The organism is Photobacterium sp. MCCC 1A19761 (assembly GCF_037389125.1).
In the GTDB taxonomy this organism is placed as follows: Bacteria; Pseudomonadota; Gammaproteobacteria; order Enterobacterales; family Vibrionaceae; genus Photobacterium.
In genome coordinates this window covers 1-2,757 of record NZ_JAZGTF010000056.1, presented here as the reverse complement: position 1 = coordinate 2,757, position 2,757 = coordinate 1, and the positions used below count along the sequence as shown (strand labels likewise).

2 protein-coding genes and 2 pseudogenes are annotated in these 2,757 nt (G+C 37.9%); 3 read left to right on the top strand and 1 reads right to left on the bottom strand.

The window, feature by feature from the left end:
- The 3 genes and pseudogenes from VV869_RS24290 to VV869_RS24280 form a co-directional block, all read left to right on the top strand.
- The coding region (locus tag VV869_RS24290; protein WP_337737528.1) for an ISAs1 family transposase at positions 1 to 408 on the top strand (408 nt) is incomplete at its 5' end.
- Positions 405 to 575: pseudogene (locus VV869_RS24285) on the top strand (transposase); the annotation flags it as partial. The gene VV869_RS24290 and the pseudogene VV869_RS24285, both read left to right, overlap by 4 nt.
- Before the next feature lie 68 nt (positions 576 to 643).
- A pseudogene (locus VV869_RS24280) lies at positions 644 to 1,452 on the top strand (IS3 family transposase); the annotation flags it as partial.
- Between the two features lie 55 nt (positions 1,453 to 1,507).
- Here the strand turns inward: VV869_RS24280 and VV869_RS24275 are convergent.
- A complete protein-coding gene (locus VV869_RS24275; RefSeq protein ID WP_337737527.1) occupies positions 1,508 to 2,578 on the bottom strand; it encodes an acyltransferase family protein in 1,071 nt (356 codons plus the stop codon).
- Positions 2,579 to 2,757 lie beyond the last annotated feature (179 nt).

The following is a 2,757-nucleotide window of genomic DNA, read 5'->3' as shown; positions in this document are numbered from 1 at the left end:
GGTGAGTTGGTACAACAGTTTCCTGATTGGAAAGGGCTAAAGAGCATCGGCGTTACCATTGGTTATCGCATTGATAAATCAGGTAAAGAGTCACTCGAACACCGTTATTACATCAGCTCTGCTGAGTTGGAGACAGAGCGTTTTGTCACCGCAGTGCGTGGCCACTGGGGAATTGAAAACAGCCTACACTGGGTACTTGATGCATCAATGAACGAGGATGCTTGCCAGATTTATCACGGAGATGCAGCTGAGATCATGGCCTGTTTTCGGCACATTGCACTGAACATGTTGCGAGCCGAAACCTCGAAAAAGGCTAGCATCCGACGTAAACAGAACATTGCAGCGATGAACACCGCTTATCTGGACAAGGTGTTACTGGCTGGTTTTAAGGCGGCGAGCAAAAAATGAGCATTCATGCTCTCACCCTGGAGTACAACCAATCACTGATTAACCGCGGCTCGCTGACATTCTGGATCGACGAAGAAGCGATAAGCGGCTGGTTATGCTCTGAACATCACGGTAACCGTGGACGCGGCTATCAATATTCAGACACTGCGATCATGACTGCTCTCATGGGCTTTGTTAATGATATGGTCTCTTCCTCATTCAGTTCACCAACTGTTAGTGTAGCTGGTGAGTGGAAGTGTCCATATCATTAACAAAGCCACAATTCTCGCTAGTCGAGAAACTCAAGCAGAGCCACAGTGTTTCTACATTTTGTGATGTGTTCAGGAACTATCGAAGAAGTTAAAGCTACGTACCGCATTAGTAATGGCTCTGCAGGGGCTTGAACTATTGCAGAGATCGTTATGAGAAAAGAAATACCACTGAGCCATTATCGTGGTTGTAAGTTAATGAAAAAGCTAGGCTTAGTTAGGTGTTAGTTGCCTAAGCATGTTTACAAGAAAGCGACTCAAGAACACGTTGAAGTCGCGAATAAATTAGACCGCCAGTTCACCGTGACGGAACCGAATCAAGTCTGGTGCGGTGATGTCGCGTATATTTGGGTTGGAACGCGCTGGGCTTCTTAGCCGTGGTTATCGATTTCTTTGCAAGATAACCCATCGGTTGGGCAATGTCTCTATCGCCGGATACCGACTTAACAGGTAAAGCGCGATTAAAGGCTTTTGAGGCAAGAGTGACCAAGGCTCGCATTACACGAGTCAGAACTTTCGGCAAATACTCTGGCTATATCAGATTGAGCAAAGCATGAGCCGACGAGGTAATTGTTGGGATAACAGCCCGATGGAACGATTCTTCCGAAGCTTAAAAACAGAATGGGTATCATCAATAGGACATGAGATTTTTTCTCAGCTATATCGTTCAATTATACAGTACATCACTGAATTTTACAGTAAGTTCAGGCCGCATCAATATAACGATGGTCTGACACAAAATGAGTCAGAACAGTTATTTTGGTATGAATCTAAAACTGTGGCCAATTTCACTTGACCACATGAATTATTGTTTTCAGAGTGACTTTAAATCTGTAATTTATCCGGGGGAATTAATTATTACTCGGTAACATGTTATTACAATTCTTATCTTTACCATAATTAATGAATCTAAGCTCGATATTTTTATGTATGTAAGGGGATATAACTGTGGTTGTTAATACAGCAAGAATTGATAGAATTAAATTATGATTAATGTTATCGCTTTTGAAGTGATAAAAAAAGTAGATAACAGGGATGTGTGTTAGATATATTGTGAATGAGTGTTTTCCTAACCATTTAAATAATTCTGTTTCTAACAATTCTAATATTACATTATCTTTAGGTAATTTAGTTAAGAGAGAAAGAGCAATAGATACAAGAGGAATGAATAGTAAATATATGGCGGTGTTAATTTCAAATTGCCATAAAACACAAAGTACTGAAATAAATACTGCACTTACGTAGTAACTAATATGGTTGATATTAATTGTTTTTGTATGCTCTATTAATGAAAAACATATCATACCTATAGATATTGAGTACAACCCTCTAAGTGAGCCATGAGAAAGTCCCGGGACTAAATGTTCTGCTCCGTATTGAAGATTTATTGGTAAGGTGTAAATTGCATATGCAAATACTATTGTCAGTACATATATTAGAGGTTGTATTTTAACAAATATTAAAAAAAGAATGGTTCCTATCCATAATTCAACAGAAATAGACCATGAAGGATGGTTAATAGATGAGTCAAAGTAAATTCCTAATGAATTAACTAAAAATATGTCTGATAATAAATCATTAGGTATATTAAACTTAGTCCATTCTGGAGCCAAGTTTCCAAATGAAAAGTATAATGCTAATGATGAGAATATCATCATAAAAAAATGCAGAGGTGCTAATCTTAAAAATCTAGTTTGAAAGAATCTTAATACAGATATATCTCCGTTTATAACTTTATCCTTATATGCATATATTAAAACTATTCCAGACATACAAAAAAATACATCAACAGCAAAATCTACATTATCAAAAAGGTATAACCCTGAATTCCATCCGGTCAAATGGCCTAAAGCGTGGGAAAGTGAGACAATTAGAGCAAGCCCCCCCCTAATACCATCTAGCCCATATAATCTTTTTTTCATTTCAACTATCTTTTTATAAAAATGTAATGATATACAATACTGCTATATTTGTCACTCAGCTAAAGCGGGGTTTTAATTGATTTTCTGATTAATAGCTGTTCCTGATAGTCAGGGTGAGAGCGTGAGTTAACAAATTGTAAAATCACCACATGTAAGGCACGTTGGGATCTACAAATAGA

Excerpts from the sequence above, each read along its gene's own strand:
- VV869_RS24275 (WP_337737527.1), bottom strand. The coding sequence starts at position 2,578 with ATGAAAAAAAGATTATATGGGCTAGATGGTATTAGGGGGGGGCTTGCT.